The sequence below is a fragment of the Mesorhizobium sp. C372A genome, from assembly GCF_030323245.1.
In the GTDB taxonomy this organism is placed as follows: Bacteria; Pseudomonadota; Alphaproteobacteria; order Rhizobiales; family Rhizobiaceae; genus Mesorhizobium.
In genome coordinates, this window is sequence record NZ_CP100475.1 from 6,257,547 (window position 1) to 6,277,765 (window position 20,219).

Annotated in this window: 17 protein-coding genes; 7 read left to right on the forward strand and 10 right to left on the reverse strand. The window is 63.7% G+C overall.

The genetic code is table 11. The annotated features are described in order from the left end of the window. Positions 1–47 precede the first annotated feature (47 nt). Positions 48–1,286 (reverse strand): CmpA/NrtA family ABC transporter substrate-binding protein, encoded by a 1,239-nt coding sequence (locus tag NLY42_RS30205; protein ID WP_031244426.1) that lies wholly within the window; start codon positions 1,284–1,286, stop codon positions 48–50. A gap of 2 nt (positions 1,287–1,288) precedes the next feature. Further along, positions 1,289–1,891 (reverse strand): ANTAR domain-containing response regulator, encoded by a 603-nt coding sequence (locus NLY42_RS30210; RefSeq protein ID WP_023667842.1) that lies wholly within the window; start codon positions 1,889–1,891, stop codon positions 1,289–1,291. 282 nt (positions 1,892–2,173) lie between these two features. Here NLY42_RS30210 and NLY42_RS30215 point away from each other — a divergent pair, with 282 nt between their 5' ends. Further along, positions 2,174–4,462 carry a mechanosensitive ion channel family protein gene (locus tag NLY42_RS30215; RefSeq protein WP_023753973.1) on the forward strand — a complete coding sequence of 763 codons (2,289 nt, stop codon included), beginning with the start codon at positions 2,174–2,176 and terminating at the stop codon, positions 4,460–4,462. A 175-nt stretch (positions 4,463–4,637) separates the two neighbouring features. Here the strand turns inward: NLY42_RS30215 and NLY42_RS30220 are convergent, their stop codons facing one another. From NLY42_RS30220 to NLY42_RS30230, 3 genes are all read right to left on the reverse strand, one after another. Beyond that, positions 4,638–6,125 (reverse strand): aldehyde dehydrogenase, encoded by a 1,488-nt coding sequence (locus NLY42_RS30220; RefSeq protein WP_023753972.1) that lies wholly within the window; start codon positions 6,123–6,125, stop codon positions 4,638–4,640. Then, entirely contained in the window at positions 6,122–7,315 is a 1,194-nt protein-coding gene (locus NLY42_RS30225) for a cytochrome P450 (RefSeq protein WP_023753971.1), read from the reverse strand. Before NLY42_RS30225 ends, NLY42_RS30220 begins: the two co-directional genes overlap by 4 nt. Before the next feature lie 63 nt (positions 7,316–7,378). After that, positions 7,379–8,827, reverse strand: coding sequence for an APC family permease (locus NLY42_RS30230; RefSeq protein WP_023726270.1), 1,449 nt, complete (start codon positions 8,825–8,827; stop codon positions 7,379–7,381). Between the two features lie 166 nt (positions 8,828–8,993). Between NLY42_RS30230 and NLY42_RS30235 the strand changes: the two genes are divergently transcribed. Genes NLY42_RS30235 through NLY42_RS30260 form a run of 6 tightly spaced genes read left to right on the forward strand, consistent with a single transcriptional unit; the run spans position 8,994 to position 15,445 of the window. Beyond that, on the forward strand, positions 8,994–9,764 hold the full coding sequence (locus NLY42_RS30235) for an IclR family transcriptional regulator (protein WP_286441247.1): 771 nt from the start codon (positions 8,994–8,996) through the stop codon (positions 9,762–9,764). Further along, on the forward strand, positions 9,764–11,047 hold the full coding sequence (locus tag NLY42_RS30240; protein ID WP_023740567.1) for a Tm-1-like ATP-binding domain-containing protein: 1,284 nt from the start codon (positions 9,764–9,766) through the stop codon (positions 11,045–11,047). Before NLY42_RS30235 ends, NLY42_RS30240 begins: the two co-directional genes overlap by 1 nt. Next, a complete protein-coding gene (locus tag NLY42_RS30245) occupies positions 11,044–11,706 on the forward strand; it encodes an HAD family hydrolase (RefSeq protein ID WP_023726267.1) in 663 nt (220 codons plus the stop codon). Before NLY42_RS30240 ends, NLY42_RS30245 begins: the two co-directional genes overlap by 4 nt. A gap of 20 nt (positions 11,707–11,726) precedes the next feature. Continuing rightward, positions 11,727–13,076: an aminotransferase class III-fold pyridoxal phosphate-dependent enzyme gene (locus tag NLY42_RS30250; protein ID WP_023708115.1), complete on the forward strand. Its 1,350-nt coding sequence runs from the start codon at positions 11,727–11,729 to the stop codon at positions 13,074–13,076. Between the two features lie 33 nt (positions 13,077–13,109). Further along, positions 13,110–14,417, forward strand: a complete 1,308-nt coding sequence (locus tag NLY42_RS30255; RefSeq protein WP_023753970.1) for an aminotransferase class III-fold pyridoxal phosphate-dependent enzyme — start codon at positions 13,110–13,112, stop codon at positions 14,415–14,417. Then, entirely contained in the window at positions 14,414–15,445 is a 1,032-nt protein-coding gene (locus NLY42_RS30260; protein ID WP_023753969.1) for a phosphotransferase enzyme family protein, read from the forward strand. The genes NLY42_RS30255 and NLY42_RS30260 overlap by 4 nt, the downstream gene beginning before the upstream one ends. Positions 15,446–15,462: 17 nt before the next feature. On the opposite strand, the gene hpaH is transcribed toward NLY42_RS30260, so the two are convergent. Genes hpaH through NLY42_RS30285 form a run of 5 tightly spaced genes read right to left on the reverse strand, consistent with a single transcriptional unit; the run spans position 15,463 to position 20,081 of the window. Beyond that, entirely contained in the window at positions 15,463–16,272 is an 810-nt protein-coding gene (hpaH, locus tag NLY42_RS30265; protein ID WP_023756339.1) for a 2-oxo-hept-4-ene-1,7-dioate hydratase, read from the reverse strand. Then, positions 16,266–17,141: a fumarylacetoacetate hydrolase family protein gene (locus NLY42_RS30270; protein ID WP_023753968.1), complete on the reverse strand. Its 876-nt coding sequence runs from the start codon at positions 17,139–17,141 to the stop codon at positions 16,266–16,268. The genes hpaH and NLY42_RS30270 overlap by 7 nt, the downstream gene beginning before the upstream one ends. A 29-nt stretch (positions 17,142–17,170) precedes the next feature. Then, complete coding sequence (gene hpaD / locus NLY42_RS30275; RefSeq protein WP_023667829.1) at positions 17,171–18,151, reverse strand: 3,4-dihydroxyphenylacetate 2,3-dioxygenase; 981 nt, start codon at positions 18,149–18,151, stop codon at positions 17,171–17,173. A 14-nt stretch (positions 18,152–18,165) separates the two neighbouring features. Next, on the reverse strand, positions 18,166–19,683 hold the full coding sequence (gene hpaE, locus NLY42_RS30280; RefSeq protein WP_023667828.1) for a 5-carboxymethyl-2-hydroxymuconate semialdehyde dehydrogenase: 1,518 nt from the start codon (positions 19,681–19,683) through the stop codon (positions 18,166–18,168). A gap of 11 nt (positions 19,684–19,694) precedes the next feature. Beyond that, complete coding sequence (locus NLY42_RS30285) at positions 19,695–20,081, reverse strand: 5-carboxymethyl-2-hydroxymuconate Delta-isomerase (protein WP_023686935.1); 387 nt, start codon at positions 20,079–20,081, stop codon at positions 19,695–19,697. Positions 20,082–20,219: the final 138 nt, after the last annotated feature.

The window sequence follows — 20,219 nt, forward strand, 5'->3', positions numbered from 1 at the left end:
TCGCACGCACATTTTTTGTGCAATGCACAAGAATGGCGCGAGAATGATCAGGCTTCCGCGCGAGCGACTTTCTGGCGCGCTATATAGCCGTCGATGTCGTCGGGGTCGAAGGTCTGACCGTCGAAGAAGCCGTCCGGCCCAAGCACCAAGCCTGCCCCAGTCGCACCGACAGCCGTGGCGACCTTAAGCGCGCCCTCGACCTTCGCATTGGCGCCGGGAAGTGCAACGCCAAGCGGCTTTAGCGCCGAGCGGTAGAGGTCCGGACGGTAGCAGTCACGGGCGATAGCAAGGTTTTCCGGCGTGTGCTCGACATGCCCCCAGCGCACCATCTGCGTATAGAACCACAGCGCATGGCTCTTCCACGGAAAGTTCGCCGCCTTGTCGAAGGGCAGGAAGAAGTCGTCGACATCCAGTTCGGCGCCGCCGCCCAGTTCAAGATGGCCGGTCAGGATCGGCATCTGGACAGCTGGTGGCAGGCCGAGGAAGCCAGCTTGAGCCATCACACCTGCCAGTTCGGCGTGGTTGCCCGGATCCTGGCACCAGCGCGCCGAATGATGCAGCGCGCGCAGCAATGCTGCCAGCGCGACCGGGTTCTCCTGCGACCAGGCCTTGCGCACGCCGATCACCTTCTCCGGACTGTTGCGCCACAGCAGCGCCTTGATGGTGACGATATGGCCGGTGCCGGCGGCGACCGAGGCGCTGTTCCAGGGCTCGCCGACGCAGTAGCCGTCGATCCGCCCGGCGACCAGCGCATCGGCCATGAAGGGCGGTGGCACGATGACGATCTCGATCTCGCGCTCCGGATCGATGCCGCACCCGGCAAGCCAGTAGCGCAGTTCGTAATTATGCCCCGAATGCGGGTGCACCACGGCAAAGCGCAGCGGATCGCCGCCAGCCCCGGCGCGGTCGCGAATGAAGGCACCGAGGGCTGCGCCCGCGCGCGCGGGCTCGAGATCGGGTATGGCGCCGTGTGCCGCCATGCCTTCCCAGACAGCGTTGGAGATGGTGACGCAATTGCCGCCAAGCCCGAGCGAAAACGGCACGATGGTCTCGGAAGCAAGCGGCGTCAGCCCGAGATTGCAGGCGAGCGGCATCGGCCCCAGCATGTGCGCCAGGTGGAAATGGCCGATGGCGATGCGGTCGCGGATGTTGGCCCAGGAGGTCTCGCGGTGCAGTGTGAGATCGATGCCCTCGCGTGCGGCAAATCCAAGCTCACCCGCCGCAACCAGCACGGCACTGTCGAAGAGCGGCATGAAGCCGGCGGTGATCTGGTGCTCGGCGCTCATGCTCATTCGTCCTCCGACGGCCCGAGCAGCCCGGCGGCAGTCACCAGGCTCTGGGCAATGTCGCCGATCTTGCGGTTCTGGTTCATCGCCGTCTTGCGCAGCAGCGTGTAGGCGGCCTCTTCGGTCAGGCCGCGCGACTTCATCAGGATGCCCTTGGCACGGTCGATCACCTTGCGGCTCTCAAGCTCCCCTCGAACCTCTTCCAGCTCGCGCGCCATGCGCGAGAAAGCGTTGAAGCGGCTGACCGCCATGTCCAGGATCGGCTTGACGCGCTCTTGCCTGAGGCCGTCGACCACATAGGCCGAAACGCCGGCATCGACCGCCGCTTCGATCGATGCCTGGTCCGATCGGTCGACGAACATGGCGATCGGCCGCTTCACCGCACGCGACAGCTGGAACATGTTTTCCAGCATGTCGCGGTTCGGGTTTTCCAGATCGATGACGATGACGTCCGGCTCGATCTCGGCGATGCGCCGCGCAATGCCGGTCACGTCGTGGATGACGGTGACCCGCTCATGGCCGGCCTCGCGCAAACCTGCCTCGATGATCGCGGCGCGGATACGGTTTTCGTCGATGACCAGGACGGCGAGTGAGCTGCGGACCATGCGTGCATTGTGGGCAAGGTCGCAAAATTGTGCAATGCGGCATGGTCACAGGCTCCCGCCGCGGAGCAACCCCCGACCGACAACGACCCGGTCTAGGTGGTCGGGACAAGGAATGCAGCGCAACGCTGGCACTGGTGATGACAGCCTTGCCGGTCGCCTGGTGCCCTACCCAACGGTCTAGGTGCGATGAGACTTGCACCGCAACATCGGCTTGTTAAAGGTGGGGGCAACGACGGACATAGCTGTCCTTGCTCGCCGATCTGACCGGAAGGTTACCGCACGATGCTGCTCATGAATCGACGATTGGGAGCCAGCAAGCTGGCGCGCCCGGCACGGCGTCTCGGAGGCCTGACGACGAAGTTTGCCCTGATTGCCGGGCCGTTCGTCCTTGGGATCGCCCTCCTGCTGGCTGGCCCGGCACAGGCGCAGTCACCGGCCGCCGTCGCGCCCGACAAGGTCAAACAGCTGTTCGAGCTTCTCGACGATCCGTCGGTGAAGGCCTGGGTGGCCGAGCAACGAAATCCGGCCGCTGGATCAACGGAAGCGCCTGCTGCGGCTGGCGCTCCGCCGGCCGACGCCGTGGCCGCACCGAGCCAGATGAATACAATGGCATCCTCGACGCTCGATCGGATCAAGCATCACATCGAGAAAATCGTGCGAACCGTGCCCACACTGCCAGGCCAGTTCGCGCGCGTCCGGGCCCAGACAATGGACGATATGTCCAGCAAGGGCCCCGTCAGCATATTGGTGCTGATTGCGATCTTTATCGCTGCCGGCCTGGCGCTCACCTGGGCAATATACAAGCTCACCCGTCCATTTCGTCTTTGGATCATCGCGCAACCCAGAGATACGCCCATCGGGCGGGCCAAGAAGATCGGCGGCCGCACGCTTTATTCCAGCATGATGATCGGCTCGTTCGCGCTGGGCAGCGCCGGTGCGTTCATGCTGTTCGACTGGCCAGCGCTCATCCGCGAGATTGTGCTGACATTTCTGATGGCTGCGGTCTTTACGTGGGCTGTGCGCCTATACGTGATGGCCACGCTCGTCCCTTCTTTCATGGAGGTCGAGCACGCCATCGAGGTTCGTGCCCTGCCGATCACCAACGGAGCTGCTGACCATTGGGCTTATTGGCTGCCCCGGATCGTCGGCGTTTTCGCCTTCTTCGCCGCCGCGTTTGTCCTCTTGCCGGGTCTCGGCATAGACCAGGACGGAATGATGGTCCTGTCGGTGGGCGCCGATTTCATCCTGCTGTTGCTCTTCCTGCTGGCCATTTGGCGTCGGCCAAGAACGCAGCGAGACGGCGCGCGCCACAGCGGTCACACGTCAGTGACATGGTTGTTGACGGCTTACTTCGTCGTTCTGTTCCTCGAACGCATTGCCGGCCTCTACACATTCTTCTGGTTTACCTTCACCGCATTCTTCCTGCCTTTGGCAATTGTGCTGACAGAGCGCGGGGTTAATTTCGTCCTGCGGCCCGGTTCGGAAGATGCCGGCCGGCCGACGATCCCGGCGGTGACGATCGCTGTCATCGATCGCGGTATCCGGATGATTTTCATCCTCGCGGCGGCTTACCTTCTCGCACGCGTACTGGGCCTGGACATGCAATCCATGCGCGGCAGCGATACGACCACCATGCTCATATTGCGCGGCTTGATCAACGTCGTGGTCATTGCCCTTGCTGCCGATTTCGGCTGGTCGATCATCAAAGCCTTGATCGAACGAAAGCTGGGCGTCGCGATACCGCAAGCGGTGGTGAGCGAAGAAGACATCCTCACCCTCGATCCGCATCAGGCGCGGCTGCACACGCTGTTGCCGATCATCCAGAACATTCTGCTAGCAGTGATCATCGTGATGGCGGTGCTGATGATGCTCGCTTCGATCGGCATCCAGATCGGCCCGCTGATCGCCGGCGCCGGCGTCGTCGGCGTCGCCGTGGGTTTTGGCGCGCAAACCATCGTCAAGGACGTGATTTCTGGCGTGTTTTATCTGCTCGACGATGCTTTCCGTGTCGGCGAATACATTTCATCGGGCAGCTACAGGGGTACGGTGGAGAGCTTTTCGCTGCGCTCGGTGAAGCTGCGCCACCATCGTGGTCCGCTGTTCACGATACCTTTCGGCGAACTCGGCGCCGTGCAGAACCAGAGCCGTGACTGGGTCACCGACAAATTCAACATCACCGTTGGCTATGACACCGATATCGACTTTGCTCGCAAACTGATCAAGCGAATTGGCCTGGAACTGGCGGAAGATCCGGAGTTCAAACACTGGGTGATCGAACCGATCAAGATGCAGGGGGTGCAGGAGTTCGGCGAGTACGGCATCGTCTTGAGGGTCAAGGTCACGACCAGACCTGGAGGCGCCTTCAGCATGAAAGGCAGGTTCTTTTTGCGCCTCCGCCAGGCCTTCAAGGAGCAGGGCATCGAGCTCCCATTCCCGACCGTCCACGTCCAGGGGCTGCAAGACCCGCATGGGACAGAGAATGCGCGTTTGGAGGTCACACCTGAATTACGAATGGCCGTCGCCCAGTCGCACACCAATCGGCGCAGAAAAAAAGCCGGCACAACGGAGTAGGACGCTGTGATACCCGCCGGTCGCAACACGGCTTTCCGCGCAAAGCCTGGACCCGCGACACCACGCTAGTCGAGCTGCCGATAGCGACGACCTGATCGCCGCCAACCAGCACCAGCGTGGCGTTCTGAGGCCAAGCTTGACGAAAAGAGCAGATATGCTGGCCTTTCCGCGAGGCTCAGAGCGCAATCCAGGCGGTCTTGAGGTCGACAAATTTCTCCAGCGCATGCAGCGACTTGTCACGGCCGAAACCGGACTGTTTGACGCCGCCAAGCGGCACGGTGATATCGGCTCCGCCATAGGTGTTGACGTGGACGACACCGGCGTTGATGGCGCGCACCATGCGATGGGCCGTGGAAAGATTGGCGGTCCACACCGCCGAGGCAAGTCCGTAGACAGTGGAGTTGGCCAGATGCACCGCCTCCTCCTCGGTCTCGAAGCGCATCACGCCGAGCACCGGTCCGAACACCTCCTCGCGCGCCAACTGCATCTCTTGCGTCACGTTCTCGAAGATCGTCGGCGCCATGTAGCTGCCGCCGGTCTCGGTCAGTATCCGTTCGCCACCGGCGACGAGACGGGCGCCTTCGGCTTGCGCCATGGCGACGAAGCCGAGATTCTTGTCCAGCTGTTCGGCGCTCGATACCGCACCGATATCGCTGGCGAGATCGAGCGGGTCGCCGACCTTGAGCCGCGTGGTTGCCGAGACAAGTTCGTCCATGAAAAGATCATAGACCGACGACTGGACGAGCAGACGCGAGCCCGCCACGCAGACCTGGCCTGAATTGCGAAAGATGCCGTTAGCCGAGACGACCGCCGCCTGCTTCAGGTCCGGAGCGTCGGCAAAGACGATGTTGGGCGACTTGCCGCCAAGCTCGAGGAAGACCCGCTTCAAATTGGAACGGGCGGAGTATTCGAGCAGCCGCCGGCCGACCGGCCCCGATCCGGTAAAGGCGATGGCGTCGACATCCATATGGAGGCCAAGCGCTTCGCCGGCGACAGCACCATGACCGGTAACGACGTTGAACACGCCTTCGGGAAGTCCAGCCTCGCTTGCGAGTTCGGCCAGCCGCAGCAAGGTCAGCGAGGCGATCTCCGGCGGCTTGACGACGACGCTGTTGCCGGTGGCCAGTGCGGGCGCAATCTTCCAGGCACCGATCATCAGCGGGAAGTTCCACGGCACGATGACGCCGACGACACCGAGTGGCTCCCTGTGGATCAGCCCGAGCACATTGTCGGCCGTCGGCGCGATCTCGCCATAGACCTTGTCGATCGCCTCGGCGTAGTAGCGGATGGTGCCGGCCGCCGACAGCGGCTCGGCCTTGTAGGCCATGCCGATCTCGGTGCCGTTGTCGCGCACGCCAAGCACGGCCAGCTCATCGACATGTTTTTCGATCAGCTCGGCAAATTTCGTCAGCACCTTCTTGCGAAAGGCAGGGGCGGCGCGCGACCATGAACCCTTCTCGAATGCTTTTCGCGCCGATCGGACCGCGCGATCGATGTCAGCGGCATTGCCTTCAGCGATGCTGGCAAAAGGGCGGCCGTCGATCGGCGAAATCACCGCCAGCGTCGCGCCGCTCGTCGCTACGGCCTGTACGCCGTCAATAAACAAGCCCCGCTCGCCGATCTCCGTCTTGCGCAGCGCGTCGATGGCATTCTGGCTGATCATTGGTGGCGGACTCCCAGGGAAACATACAACGTGGTTGGCGCGCGGAATTCCCAGCCGCGAAACACCGGCACCTTGCCTGGCACCAAGCTGAGATCGGGGAAGCGCAGGAGCAGCAGCCTTAACGCAAGGCACATCTGCTCGCGCGCGAAAAACCGGCCCGAACAGAAATGATGACCAAAGCCGAAGGCGGCATGATTGCCTTCCCTGCGGTTGATGTCGAAGCGGTCTGGATCGGCAAAGCGGCTCTCGTCGCGGCTTGCCGAGGAGACAAGTGCAGCGACCGCGGCGCCGGCAGGGATGGTTACGCCGCCAAGCTCGACCGCCTGCGTCGTCTGCCGCGTCTGGGTTCCGATCGGCGCCACCCAGCGCAAGCCTTCATCGACAGCCCTGGGCACAAAGGTCTCGGGATCGGCGAGCACCTGCCGCAATTGTTCGGCATGCGCAAGCAGGCCGGCGAGGATCGAACCGGCACCATGTCCGGGCTCCTGCATGCCGCCAAGCAGAATGACCTTGATGCTCGGCATCAAGAAATCGATCGGCCGCGTCGTGCCTTCCGGCATGCCGTCATGCAGCATATGCGACAGCGCCGAGCCGTCGGGGGCGCGCGCAAGTCTATCCAGAGTCGGCCGGATGGCTGCGCCGACCTCGGCGCTGATCGCGTCGGCGATCTCTTGCCGCTTCGGGTCGTTCTCGAAATTGATGGCGCCCTGCGCAAGGCCATAGAACCAGCGGCGCAGCGTCGGCATGTCGATGTCGGCAAGGCCAAGCGAGCGCGCCAGGCTGAGCGTCGACACCGGCTCGAAATAATCCGCCATCAGCTCGGCGGAGCCTTGTTCGGCGATCCGGTCGAGAAAAGGTTCGGCAATCGACCGTACGAGATCGCCGGCATAGGCGGCGACGGTGCGCGGCCGGTATTTCGGATCGACGCCTTGGCGCAGCTGTCTATGCGTTTCGCCGTCGGTGGTCATGATGGTCGGCTTGCCGAACGAGCGTTCGACCGGAGACGTACCGACGACGGCGGAGAAGATGTCGGGTGACTTTGCGACGGTCTCGACGTCCTTCCAGCGGGTGACGAACCAGAGATTGACCGCCGGCACGAAAGCGACAGGCGCGCTGCGCCGCAGTTTCGCATAGATCGGATACGGATCGGCTTCCAGCGCCTCAACGGTGATGCTCTCGGCAAAGCTCAACGCCGTTACTCCCTTGCGATGGAAAGGGGCGGCGCCGAACGCGCTACCCCCTTGTCCTTTGTCCTAGTCCTTCAGCGGCACGCCGAGATTTTCGAAGGCAACCGGATCCCGGCTCTTCAACGCACCGGCAAGCAGCAGGCCGACCACCGCGGCAATCAGCACCAACCCCGGCAGCAACGCGCCGAGGAAGCCGCTGGCGCCCGACAGGCCACCGAAATTAATGACGATCAGGTAGATGATGACGACGAAAGCGATGAAGGCCAGCCCAGGCAGGATGGTGGTCTTCAGCGCATTCTCCTGCGTCGACGGGTTGGCGCGGAAGTACATCACCACGGCGAGCGAGGCCACCGCCATCATGACGATGACTCCCAGCGTCGCGACATTGGTCAGCCAGGAAAACAGCGCCAGAACCGGATCGAGGCCGAGTATCGCGAACAGTCCGATGACGATCGCTGCCAACACGCTCTGGATGACGGAAGCGACATGCGGGCTCTGGTGCACTGAATGCGTCACGCCGATCGCTTCAGGCAACAGCTTCTCGCGGCCCGAGACGTAGATGTAGCGGGCAACCGCGTTGTGGAACGCCAGCACGCCGGCAAACAGGCTCGACACGAACAGGATGCCCATGGCGTGCGACAGCATGGTTCCGGCGTAGCGGTCGGACAGGCCGAACAGGAAAGTCGTCGGATCCTGAAGCGCCTGCAGTGCCGGCAACAATTTGTCGACGCCGGCGCCGACCGCCATCAGCCAGGCCGTGACCATGTAGAAGACGCCGATCAGCAGCACGGAGAAATAGGTGGCGCGCGGAATGGTCACCTTGGGGTCGCGGGCTTCCTCGGCGTAGATCGTCGTCGCCTCGAAACCGATGAAGGCGGCGAAACAGAACAGGATGGCGATGGCGGGCGAGCCGCTGACGATCTGGCTCCAGCTGAACGGCGCCGCCGAGAGGCCGCTGTCGCCACCGGTCTTGAGGATGGCGAGGTCTAACACCAGCACCACGATGTATTCGCACAGCACCAGCACCGTCAGGATCTTGGCCGAGAGGTCGACCTGGCGGTAGCCCAACACCGCGACGATGGCAACGGCGATGAAGCTCCACACCCACCAGGGCAGGTCGATGCCCCAGCCGGCGAACAGGCCGGCGGTCGCGGCCCCCAGCAGGCCCATGACCCCGATCTGCATGGCGTTGTAGGACAGGATCGCGATGATTGCGGTTGCGCCGCCGGCAAAACCGCCGAGCCCGCGCGCGGCATAGGCATAGAAGGCGCCGGCATTGCCGACATGGCGCGACATGGCGACGTAGCCGACCGCAAACAGCAGCAGCAACACGGTCACGATAAGATAGGTTCCGGCAAAGCCCGCCCCATTGCCCATAAGCATGCCGAGCGGCGTGCCGCCGGCGACCGCGGTGAGCGGCGCCGCCGCCGAAATCACCATGAAGGTGATAGCGCCGACGCCAAGACTGTTCTTGCGCAGCCTGTTGGCGGGCGCCTGTTCCGAAACTGCTGACATTTGTCCCTCCAGTTTTACGAACCCGTGGGTTCGCGGCCGCTCGGCCTGCTCCCTGAATGCCATCGGTTCATTATTTGAACCCTTATTTTGAATATAGACTTGCAAAGAATGCGGATGCCTGTCAAGTTAATTCACACATTAAGTTTCTATCCGAGCGGGAGGCTGGATGGGTACGGTCGGCAAGGCGATTTCACTTCTGGAGCTGTTCACGGCGGACGAGCCCGAGCTCGGACTTTCCGATCTCGCGCGGCGGTGCGCCTTGGACAAGGCGACGACGCGGCGGCTGCTGATGGCGCTGGGCGGCCATGGCTTCGTCGAGCAGGATGCCGGCACGCGGCACTATCGCCTCGGCGCCGGCCTGTCGCGGCTGGCGCGTATCCGCGAAGCCTGCTTCCCGTTCCTGCAAACGGCAATTCCCGTGGCGCAGGATTTGGCGGGTTCGACAACCGAGACGGTGCATCTGTCGGAATTCGGCGTCGACAGGCTGATCACCGTCCATGTCGAGCATTCAAGTTGGGCAAACCGGGTGAACATCGATGTCGGCCAGCTTCTGCCGCTGCATTCCACCGCCTCCGGCATCGCCTATCTCGCCTTCGCCGACAACGCGACCGTGAAAGCATGCCTGACAGGTTCGCTTGAGGCCTTCACCGATCATACCCTCGTCGAGCCGGCCGCCATTTCAAAGTCGATCGGCGAGGCGCGCGACCGCGGCTATTCGATCTGCGACCAGGGCCATGAGGACGGCGTGATCGGCGTCGCGGCTGCAATCCGCGCCGCCGACGGACTTGCGCTGGGGACAATTGCGGTGGCAGCCCCGAAGGCCAGGACGACACCGGCTGCGATCGTGGAACGAGGGCTTGCGGTTGTGACCGCGGCACGGGAGATTTCGATGCGCCTCAATGGCGAAAACCTGCAAACCCTGAGGAGGCAGGCCTGATGTCTGCAGATATGGCGACGCCCCGCATCCTGGTCATCGGCACGGGCGACACCAAGACCGACGAACTGCTGTTCATGAAAGCGTGTATCGAGGCATCCAGTGGCCGCGCCGTGATGATGGATGTCAGCGTGCTGGGCGCCCCCGCCTATAGTCCCGATCACGACAAGCATGCCGTTGCGCGGGCCGCTGGCGTGACGATGGCCGAAATCGTCTCGAGCGGCGATGAAAACACCGCCATGACATTGATGGCCGTCGGCGCCGTTCAGCTGGTGCGCCAACTTCACCAGCGCGGCGAGATCGACGCTTTCATCGCCATCGGTGGTTCGATGGGAACCGATTTGGCGCTCGATGTCGCGCTGTGCCTGCCGCTCGGCGTGCCGAAATTCGTCGTCTCGACCATCGCCTACTCGCATCTCATTCCGCCCGAGCGTGTCGCGCCCGACCTGATGATGATCCTGTGGGCAGGCGGGCTCTACGGCCTCAACACCATCTGCAAGCTGGTCCTTTCCCAGGCCTGCGGCGCGGTCGTCGGTGCGGCGAGGATCGTGCTTGCATCCCGTGCTTCGGCCCCGGCGGTCGGACCGACCATCGGCATGACTTCGCTGGGCAGCAGTTGCCTGCGCTATATGAAGACGCTGAAGCCGGCGTTGGAGCAGCGCGGCTATGATGTCGCGGTCTTTCACACCACCGGGATGGGCGGCCGGGCCTTCGAATCGATCGCCAGCCAGGACCATTTCTGCGCGGTGTTCGACTTCAGCCTGCAGGAGATCACCAATCATCTTGCCGGCTCGGTCGTCAGCTCCGGCGCCGACCGGCTCGAGAATGCCGGCGCCCGCGGCATTCCGCAGATCGCAGCCCCTGGCGCCGTGGACATGGTCGATTTGCCGACCTGGCAGGCGCTGCCGACAAAGTTCGCGCAGCGGCCATTCCATGCTCATAACAGGTTGATCGGCTCGATCACCGTCGATGCCGCCGACCGCCGTGAAGTCGCCAGGACCATCGCCGCCAAGCTCGGTGCGTCGAAGGGGCGCTCCGCTTTCATCCTGCCCTCCGGCGGCATCCAGGAATGGGATGCGCAGGGCGAGCCGCTGTACGAACCCGAAGCCCTCGCGGCGTTCACCGATGAGATGCGCAAGACCATTCCCGCCGGCGTCGAGTTCCACGAGATCGACGCCCACATTAACAGCGACGAGTTCGTCGGCAAGGCGCTCGAAATCTTCGACCGCTGGGTCGAGGAAGGCATCATCCCGCGCGGCATGCCGGCCAAGGGAGTGGCTGCGTGAGCGCTGTTCCTGCCCAGGCGCTCGTCCTCGATTTCGGCGGCGTCGTCACCCGGACCCTTTTCGAGACCCATGCCTTGACCGAACAGGCGCTCGGCCTCGCGCCGGGAACGCTGCAATGGTACGGGCCGTTCGACCCGGATTCAGATCCGCTGTGGCGCTCAATGCAGGCCGACGAGATCAGCGAGCGCGATTATTGGCGCACCCGCACCAGCGAAGTCGGCCGGCTCGTCGGCGAGGACTGGCAGGCGATGGAGACATTCGTCCAGCGCGCACGCGGAGCCGAGCCGGAAAAGATCGTGCGGCCCGAAGCCGTCCGCGCAATCCGGACCGTGCATGCGGCGGGATTTCGCCTGGCGATCGTGTCCAACGAGCTAGATCTGTTCTATGGCGCCGGCTTCCGTCAGCGGCTGCCGCTGCTCGAGCTGTTCGACACCATCGTCGACGCCACTTATACCGGCATCCTCAAGCCCGATCCGCGCGCCTATGCCTTGGTGACCGAGGCGCTTGGCCTGCCTTCCGGCGCCTGTGTGTTCGTTGACGACCAGCAGCGCAATGTCGATGGCGGCCGTGCCGCCGGCATGCGCACGGTTCATTTCGACGTCGCGCGACCGGCACTTTCCTATGCCGAGGCCCTCGGCCATTTCGACCTCATCTCCTGAGACATTTGCGGAGCCTTGCGATGCGCGACATCAATTTCCTCACCGAGAAAAACGCCAAGCCGATCTGGCATCCGATGGCACACCCGGCCGAGATGCGGGCCAACCCGCCAAAGGTGATCATGAAAGGCGAAGGCGTGATGGTCACAGACATCGACGGCAACACCGTGCTCGATGCGGTTGGCGGCCTGTGGAACGTCAATCTCGGCTACTCCTGCGACCCCATCAAGAAGGCCATCGCCGACCAGCTCAGCGCCCTGCCCTACTATTCCGGGTTTCGCGGCACGTCGACCGGCCCGTCGATCGAGCTCGCTTACGAACTCAGCGAATGGTTCGAACCGGAAGGCATGGTGCGGACCTTCTTCACCTCGGGCGGCTCGGATTCGGTCGAAACCGCACTGCGGCTCGCCCGCCAATACTGGAAGATCCGCGGCCAGGGCGACCGGACAAAATTCCTCGCGCTGAAGAAGGGCTATCACGGTACCCATTTCGGTGGCGCGTCAGTCAACGGCAACGCCAATTTCCGCCGCAACTATGAGCCGCTTATGCCCGGCGTCTTCCACATTCCCGCACCCTGGACCTTCCGCAATCCGTTCGATGAGACCGATCCGGCGCGGCTGGCCAAACTGTGCGCCAAAGCGCTGGAGGACGAGATCGCCTTCCAGGGCGGCGACACCATTGCCGCCTTCATCATGGAGCCGGTTCTCGGCGCCGGCGGCGTCATCGTTCCGCATGACAGCTTCATGCCGCTGGTCCGCGAGATATGCGACCGCCACGAAATCCTGCTGATCGCCGACGAGGTGGTCACGGGCTTCGGTCGCACCGGCGCCTGGTCGGGTTCGCGGCTATCCGGCGTGAAGCCGGATTTTATGACCATCGCCAAGGCGATCACCTCGGGCTATTTCCCGCTCGGCGCCACCTTGATCGGCGCCAAGGTGGCCGACGTCTTCGAGGCCGACAAGACCAGCTTCGGGGCGATCGGTCATGGCTATACCTATTCCGGCCATCCTGTCGGCTGCGCGGCAGGGCTGGCTGCACTTGCCGAGACCAAGCGGCTTCGCCTGGACGAGAACGCAGCCGCGCGCGGCATCGAGCTCGCGGCGACGCTGGAGGGGCTAAAAGCCAAGCACGCGATCGTCGGCGACATCAGGTACAAGGGCCTGATGGCTGCGCTAGAGCTGGTCTCCGATCGCACGACGAAAAAGCCGGTGGACAAGAAGACCATGGCCGTGGTTTCGGAAGCCACTTATGACGCCGGCGTCATGCTGCGCGTGTCCGGCAACAACATCATCCTGTCGCCGCCGCTGATCATCGGCGCCGCCGACGTGGCAAAGATCGGCGAGGCCATCGATGCAGGTCTGTCGAGGGCCTGATAGACCCGCTGACGCAATGGAGTTTGGTACGCAATGACCCAATCTGAGAAGAACCCGAGCGAGGAAGCGCTCGTCAAGCGGCGTGCCCGCCTGCTCGGCGCCAAATCGCAATTGTTCTACGACGAGCCCGTGCACCTGGTGCGCGGCGAAGGCGTCTGGCTCTACGATGCCCACGGCCGCAAGTATCTCGATGCCTACAACAACGTCGCCCATATCGGCCATTGCCACCCGCATGTGGTCGAGGCCTTGTGCCGTCAGGCAAGCCTGCTCAACACCCACACACGCTATCTGCACACCGCAATTCTCGACTATGTCGAGCGGCTGACGGCGACCTTCAATGCAAGCCTCGCCACCGCAATCCTGACCTGCACCGGCAGCGAGGCCAACGACATCGCGCTGCGCATGGCGCAGGCCGCCTCCGGCAATATGGGCATCATCGCCACCGACGCCACCTATCATGGCAACACGACGGCGGTTTCGCAGCTGAGCACGCGCATGCCTCCGATCCGCGGCCGCGCCCCCCATGTCAGGCTGGTGCCGGCCCCCGACAGCTATCGCCATCCCGATGCGATGGCCAATGGCAAGGCCTTTGGCGACGCCGTGCGTCAAGCGATCGCCTCGCTGGCACAGGATGGCATTGGCCTGTCTGGCATCATCTTGTGTCCGCTGCTCGCCAATGAAGGTTTCCCGGCTCTGCCCACCGGATTTTTCGACGACGCCTTGGGGGCCGTGCGCGAAGCCGGTGGTCTGGTCATCGCCGACGAAGTGCAGCCCGGCTTCGGCCGCACCGGCAGCCATTTCTGGGGCCATCAGCGCGCCGGCTTCGTCCCCGACATCGTCACCATGGGCAAGCCGATGGGCAATGGCCATCCGATCGCGGCCGTGGTCACCACCAAGGAGATACTGGCGACCTTCCGCGACGCTTTCCGCTACTTCAACACCTTTGGCGGCAACCCGGTCTCCTGCGCAGTCGCCAATGCCGTCCTCGACGTCATCGAACAGGAAAACCTTGTCGCCAACGCGCAAGACGTCGGCGCCTATGCGCTTGGCCTGCTGCGCCCGCTGGCCGATCGGCATGAGTGCATAGGCGAGGTCAGGGGGGCCGGACTGTTCTTCGGCGCCGAGCTGGTCCACGACCGCGACACGCGCGAACCGGCGCCCGACATTGCCGAGCAGGTCGCCAATCGCATGCGCCATCGCGGCGTGCTGATGGGCAAGACCGGCATCCACGGCAATGTGCTCAAGATCCGCCCGCCCATGCCGTTCTCGCGCGACAATGCCGAGTTCCTGATCGGCCTGCTGGACGAGGTGCTGGGCGAAGTCGGCGGAGTGCCGGCGTGAATTCTGTTTCCACCCAATCCGAGCCCGAAACGGCCGCCGATGTCACGGAGCTTGCCAGGCGTGCGCTCGAACATTGGGGCGTCCGCAATTTTGAGCCGGAACTTCTGAAGCACCGCGAGAACGCCGTCTTCCGCGTGCGGCTGCCGGATGGCCAGCCGGCAGCCATGCGCATCCACCGGCTCGGCTACCACACGGACGCCGCGCTGCGTTCGGAACTGCAATGGATGGGCTTCCTGCAATCCGCCGGCGTAGCCACGCCGTCTTGCGTCGCAACACAGGCCGGCGATCCGTTCGTGCTTGTCAGCACGGCCACCTCGGAGCAGCCCCGGCAGGCCGATTGCCTGAGCTGGCTGGAGGGCCGCGCCGTGGGCGCACGCGGCGTGCCACTGGTCTACACGCCCGACCAGTCGGTCCAGATCTTCACGGCGATCGGGCGGACCATTGCCCATATGCACAATGTCACTGCCTCCTGGACGCCGCCCGCGGGCTTCGCGCGCCATGCCTGGGACTTCGACGGCTTCTTCGGGGCGAACCCGGTCTGGGGCCGGTTCGAGACCTCGCCCTTTCTCGATGGTCCTCGCCGCGCGCTGGTCTTGCAGGCGCGCGACAACGCAGTGAAGGCGCTGTCGGAACATGAGCGCAGCGCGCGCAATTTCGGCATCATCCACGCCGATCTGGTGCGCGAGAACGTGCTCATCCATGACCGTGCCGTACGCATCATCGACTTCGACGATTGCGGCCATGGCTGGCACATGTACGACCTTGCCGTCGCCCTCTACCAGAACCGCGAGGAGGCGATCTACCCGCTGATCGAAACCGCTTTGCTTGACGGCTACCAGCAAGAGCGTGCGCTGACCCCGCAGGACATCGCCGCATTGCCTCTATTCGCCGCCTTGCGTGCCTTCGCGTTCCTTGGCTGGGTGCAAAGCCGCGTCGAAGGCGACATCACCAGGGATGTCGGCTTGCGCATGTCGACCATCGCAGCCGATGTGGTGATTGACTACTTGCGCGGCGAACAGCCCAACTGACGAGCCGATGAGAGCCGTCAGCTCTTGGCGAAATGGATGCTGACCGTTCCCGAGCTGCCGAAGTCGGCGACGATCGTATCGCCGGGCCGCGCCTCGACCGGGCGCACGAACGATCCGGACAGCACCACCTCGCCGGCCGCGATGGACATGCCGTAGCGGGCGAGCCTGTCCGCCAGCCAGGCAATGCCCATCGCGGGATGGTTGAGCACGCCGGCGCCAAGCCCGGTCTCCTCGACCTCCGCATTGCGCGAGACGATGGCGCCGATCCAGCGCATATCGGCTTCATCGGGTCGTTGCGGCCGGCCGCCGATGACAATGCCGGCATTGGCGGCGTTGTCGGAAATCGTATCGAAGAAAGTGCGCGCCTTCTTTGTCTCGGCATTGACGCGTTCGATGCGCGTGTCGAGGATTTCGAGCCCCGGCGTGATATAATCGGTGGCGTTGAGCACGTCGAAGATGGTCACGCCTGGACCCTTCAGCGGCGCCTTCATGACGAAGGCTATCTCGGCCTCGACGCGCGGCTGGATGAAGCGGCCGACGGGTATCGTCGCGCCGTCGTTGAAGAACATGTCGTCGAACAGCACGCCCGAATCCGGCGTGTCGATGGCGAGCGCATATTGCATCGCCTTCGATGTCAGGCCGATCTTCCAGCCCTTCGGGGTCAGCCCGGCATCGGTCTTGCGTTTCACCAGCGCTGCCTGGACGCGATAGGCATCCTCCATCGTCGCGTCGGGAAAATCGAGGCTGAGCAGACGGATCTGGCGGCGCGAACGCTCGGCTTCGAACAGCCTTGCCGCGGCATCTTCAACTTGCTCGGGGGTCACGATGCTGTCTCGTCGACGACGCCGTTGCGGAGCACGCCGATGCCGTCGCCTTCGACTTCGATCACGTCGCCCGGCTTCAGCCAGATCGGCGGGTCGAAGCGGGCGCCGGCGCCGGTCGGCGTACCGGTGACGATGATATCGCCTGGCACCAGCGTGGTGAAGGTGGAGACATAGGCGATGATCTTGCGGAACGAGAAGATCATCCGGCTGGTGCGGTCCTGCTGGCGCAATTCGCCATTGACGCGGGTGGTCAGCGCGATGTCGGCAATCTGCGCCTCGTCGGTGAACGGCACCAGCCACGGACCGAGCGAGCCGGTGCGGTCGAAATTCTTGCCCTGCGTGACGTTGAACTTGGCGTGCCGTACCCAATCGCGAATGGTGCCTTCGTTGCACAGGGATAGTGCCGCGATATGGTCAAGCGCATCCCTCTCGGCGATGCGTCGTCCACCCTTGCCGATGACGATGACGATCTCGCCCTCATAGTCCAGCTGCGGCGATTCCGGCGGCCGCACCAGCGGCGCGTTGTGGCCGACGAAGGAGCGGGGGAAGCGGATGAACAGCGACGGGTTCGAAGGCGCGGCCTGGCCGTCTTTGTACTCTTCGTTGCGGTCCGGGTAGTTGACGCCGACGCAGATGATCTTTTCCGGCGACGGCACAGGGATTTCATAAGCGATGGCGCCGACTGGAAAATCGACGGCGTAGGCTTCGGCCTCTTCCGCCAGCCGCCGTAGCACGCCGGCCTCGATCACTTCGCGCAGCGTCGGCCACTGGCTGTGCCGCGCCGACAGGTCGACGACGCCCTTATCTGTGACCACGCCATAGCGCGTCTTGCCGCCGACGGTGAAGGTGGCGAGCCGCCCATGTGCAGTCATCCCGGTCTCCGTCAGGTTCGCGTCTGTGGTCACGGTGCGATGATCGGCGACGCCGTCAAATCCGGTTGGCGTGCGGCCGCGCCGGCAAAGGTGCTGCCCTCCTCGAACCAGCTTTTCGGCGCCGGCGCGCCCCATAGCGTCTGGCGCTGCGGGTCCTTGAGGTCCCATTTGATCGGCTCCAGATCCGGATCGACCGTCTGGTAGTCCGAGCAATAGATCTCGATGCGGTGATTGTCCGGGTCGCGGACATAAAGGAAGAAGGCGTTGGAAATGCCATGCCGGCCTGGGCCGCGCTCGATGTTTGCGAGGTAACCGGTCGTCGCCATCAGATCGAGCAGGTCGATGATGTTGAGCGGTGTCGGCACCCAGAAGGCGACGTGATGCAGGCGCGGACCCACACCGTTGGTGAAGGCGATGTCGTGGACACCGCCCTTGCGGTGCGTCCAGGCCGCCCACAGCTTTCCGCTACTGGCATCCTCGGTGTATTCGGTGACGCGGAAGCCAAGCTCGTTGTAGAAGGCGACGGACTCGTCGACATTGGGCGAGAAGCAGTTGAAGTGGTCGATGCGCAGCGGCTTCACGCCCTTGTAGAGCGCATATTTCTGATGAATCGGCGGCAGCCTTTCCATTTGGGCAAAGAACTCGAGCGGAATGCCGTGCGGGTCGCGGGTGCGGAAGGTGCGCGACTGGTACGGTCGCTCGACCCACTCGACCGGCAGGCCTTTTGCCTTGAAGAAATGCTCGGCCTTGTCGAGATCCTCATCCGAAAAAACCTTGAAGCCGAGATCGCGGGCTTCGGCGCTGCCGGCCTTCTTCAGCACGATGCAGTGGTGTCCGCGCTCTTCCAACGCCCTTAGATAGATGGCTTCCGATGTCTCGTCGGTAACCTGCAGGCCGAGCGTGTCGACATAGAAGGCGCGGGATTTCGCAAGGTCGGTGACCGCCAGTTCGACATGGCTGAGGCGCACGATGTTGAAGGCGGGATAGAGGTTTGGTTTGGGCAGTGGCATCCGATGTCCTCCGGTCAGCCGCCGAGTTTCTGGATCGCGTGCGCTGAAGTGGCGAAGGCGATGTTCTTCGTCTCCATGTAGAAATCGAAGGAATGGTCGCCGCCGTCGCGGCCGATGCCGGAATTCTTGACGCCGCCAAACGGCGTCGGCAAATGCCGCACATTCTCCGAATTGACCCAGATCATGCCGGCGTCCAGCGCATCGGTGAAGCGGAAGGCGCGGGTAACATCCGACGTCCAGAGATAGCCGGTCAGGCCGTATTGGGTGTCGTTGGCCAGCGCCAGCGCTTCGGCCTCGTCCTTGAAGGAAATGGCAGTCAGCACCGGCCCGAAAATCTCTTCCTGGGCAATGCGCATCCTGTTGGTGGCGCCGGTAAACAGCGTCGGGCTGACATAGCAGCCACCGCCCGGACCGGCGAACTTGCCGCCGCCGGCGGCTACCACCGCACCTTCCGATTTGCCGATCTCGATATAGGACAGCACCTTTTCCTCGTGCACCGGATGGATCAGCGGACCGACCACCGTTTTGGGATCGAGCGGATGGCCAACCTTGATGCGCTTTGCCTTCTCCGCGACCAGATCCGTGAATGTGTCGTAGACCGAGGCTTCGACCAGCAGCCGCGACGATGAGGTGCAGCGTTCGCCGTTGAGCGAGTAGATCATGAACACGGCCGCATCCGCCGCACGTTCGAGATCGGCGTCGGCGAAGACGATCACCGGGTTCTTCCCGCCCAGTTCGAAATGCACGCGCTTCAGCGTATCGGCGCCCTGTTTCATGATCATCGAGCCGGTGCGGCTCTCACCGACAAAACCGATCGCCTTGATGTCAGGGTGCTCGGTCAGCGCCTTGCCGGCGTGCTCGCCGAGGCCGTTGACCAGGTTCCACACGCCTTTCGGCAGGCCGGCCTCCTCGGCGATCTCGACCAGCAGGCGAGCGGTCAGCGGCGAAAATTCGGCCGGCTTGTGGACGACGGTGCAGCCTGCCGCCAGCGCCGGCGCGATCTTCCATGTCGACAGCATGAACGGCGTGTTCCACGGCGTGATGATGCCGACCGGGCCGATCGGCACGCGCGTGGTGATGTTGACCTGGCCTGTCGTGCGCAGCGTCTCGCCGTCGCGCGCTTCCGGCGCGCGGTCGGCGAAGAAGCGGAAATTCTCGGCGCCGCGCAGCGCGGCCTTGGCCATGAATTTCAGCGCCTGGCCGGTGTCCATGCACTCGACGAAGGCGATCTCCTCGGCGCGCGCTTCGATCGCATCGGCTATCTTGTGCAGCAGCTTCTTGCGCCCGTCGCCCGGCATGGCGGCCCAGGCCGGGAACGCCGCCTTTGCCGCCTTGGCGGCGCGGTCGATATCGGCGGCACTGCCACGCGCGACCTTGGCCAGCGGCTTGAGATCGACCGGCGACATGCTCTCGAAGGTCGAGCCATCCACCGCCGGCACCGCTTCGCCGCCGATCTGGTTCAGCACGCCGTCGCGCTTGAAACGGGCCAGATAGGCCTCGGCCTTTTTCAGATTGCCTTCGAGGTCGGACATATCAGCTTCCGTCACTTGCCGCGCAGTCGCGGATGGATTGCGTTTTTCTTCCAGCTCAGTACCGGGTCGATCTCCCTGATCTCCAGGGAAAGAGCGAAATGCGGGGTCTCGAACAGGGGGCCAAGGTATTCGCTCACCGCGGCGAAGACCGCCTCCCCGGTTCGTTTCTTGTCCTGGGCGCTGCGCCCGGTTCCAATGCGAAACGACATGTCGAGGAAAGCGTTTTCCGGCAGGCTGTCGGCGATGGCATAGGCTTCCGCACGGAAGGCCCGCACCCGCACCGCGCCGGTTTCAAACAGCCCGGTGCCGAGCACGGTGCGCAACACCAGCGCGCACAATTCGCTCATGTCGACCTTGGCATCGAGGTTGGCCGAATACTCGATGGAAAAGTGAGGCACCGCGTCTCGCCCCGGATTGTTCCACTGTTGTAGTTAACGCGTTAATTACATGCAGCATCACTGAAGTCAAGCCTTGCATCCAAGTTGAGGCGACGATACGGGATGGAAAGGTCAGGTTTTGGCGTGCGGTCCCGCCGA

Excerpts from the sequence above, each read along its gene's own strand:
- NLY42_RS30205 (WP_031244426.1), bottom strand. The coding sequence starts at position 1,286 with ATGAGCGCCGAGCACCAGATCACCGCCGGCTTCATGCCGCTCTTCGAC.
- hpaE (WP_023667828.1), bottom strand. The coding sequence starts at position 19,683 with ATGTCCGACCTCGAAGGCAATCTGAAAAAGGCCGAGGCCTATCTGGCC.
- NLY42_RS30240 (WP_023740567.1), top strand. The coding sequence starts at position 9,764 with ATGTCTGCAGATATGGCGACGCCCCGCATCCTGGTCATCGGCACGGGC.
- NLY42_RS30270 (WP_023753968.1), bottom strand. The coding sequence starts at position 17,141 with ATGACTGCACATGGGCGGCTCGCCACCTTCACCGTCGGCGGCAAGACG.
- hpaD (WP_023667829.1), bottom strand. The coding sequence starts at position 18,151 with ATGCCACTGCCCAAACCAAACCTCTATCCCGCCTTCAACATCGTGCGC.
- NLY42_RS30210 (WP_023667842.1), bottom strand. The coding sequence starts at position 1,891 with ATGGTCCGCAGCTCACTCGCCGTCCTGGTCATCGACGAAAACCGTATC.
- NLY42_RS30255 (WP_023753970.1), top strand. The coding sequence starts at position 13,110 with ATGACCCAATCTGAGAAGAACCCGAGCGAGGAAGCGCTCGTCAAGCGG.
- NLY42_RS30215 (WP_023753973.1), top strand. The coding sequence starts at position 2,174 with ATGCTGCTCATGAATCGACGATTGGGAGCCAGCAAGCTGGCGCGCCCG.
- NLY42_RS30235 (WP_286441247.1), top strand. The coding sequence starts at position 8,994 with ATGGGTACGGTCGGCAAGGCGATTTCACTTCTGGAGCTGTTCACGGCG.
- NLY42_RS30250 (WP_023708115.1), top strand. The coding sequence starts at position 11,727 with ATGCGCGACATCAATTTCCTCACCGAGAAAAACGCCAAGCCGATCTGG.
- NLY42_RS30220 (WP_023753972.1), bottom strand. The coding sequence starts at position 6,125 with ATGATCAGCCAGAATGCCATCGACGCGCTGCGCAAGACGGAGATCGGC.
- NLY42_RS30230 (WP_023726270.1), bottom strand. The coding sequence starts at position 8,827 with ATGTCAGCAGTTTCGGAACAGGCGCCCGCCAACAGGCTGCGCAAGAAC.